The organism is Shewanella sp. AC91-MNA-CIBAN-0169, assembly GCF_040310165.1.
Taxonomy (GTDB): Bacteria; Pseudomonadota; Gammaproteobacteria; order Enterobacterales; family Shewanellaceae; genus Shewanella.
In genome coordinates this window covers 1-251 of the sequence record NZ_JBEOPM010000164.1, presented here as the reverse complement: position 1 = coordinate 251, position 251 = coordinate 1, and the positions used below count along the sequence as shown (strand labels likewise).

General features: G+C 47.0%; 1 protein-coding gene. It reads left to right on the top strand.

Annotated elements, in window-relative coordinates; translation table 11 throughout:
• The coding region (locus AAEY98_RS22535) for a hypothetical protein (RefSeq protein ID WP_351019850.1) at positions 1-251 on the top strand (251 nt) is incomplete at both ends.

The following is a 251-nucleotide window of genomic DNA, read 5'->3' as shown; positions in this document are numbered from 1 at the left end:
AATCGGCTTTGTTTTACCCGATATTCAACGCCAGTGGCTAGTAAATGCGATTGATCGTACCGCTGTTGCGAATGGATTATCAGCGCTGCAACTATGGCGTCAATTGCCGAACAACGATGCGCTGCGCCAGCAACTATTGGATAAAGTGCTGATTCACGAAAGTCGCTTCTTTCGCCACTTGCCTTCTATAGATTTTGTCACAGAGTGTGCCTTGCAGCATCAGTGCCTGACGCTAACAGATGATAGTATTG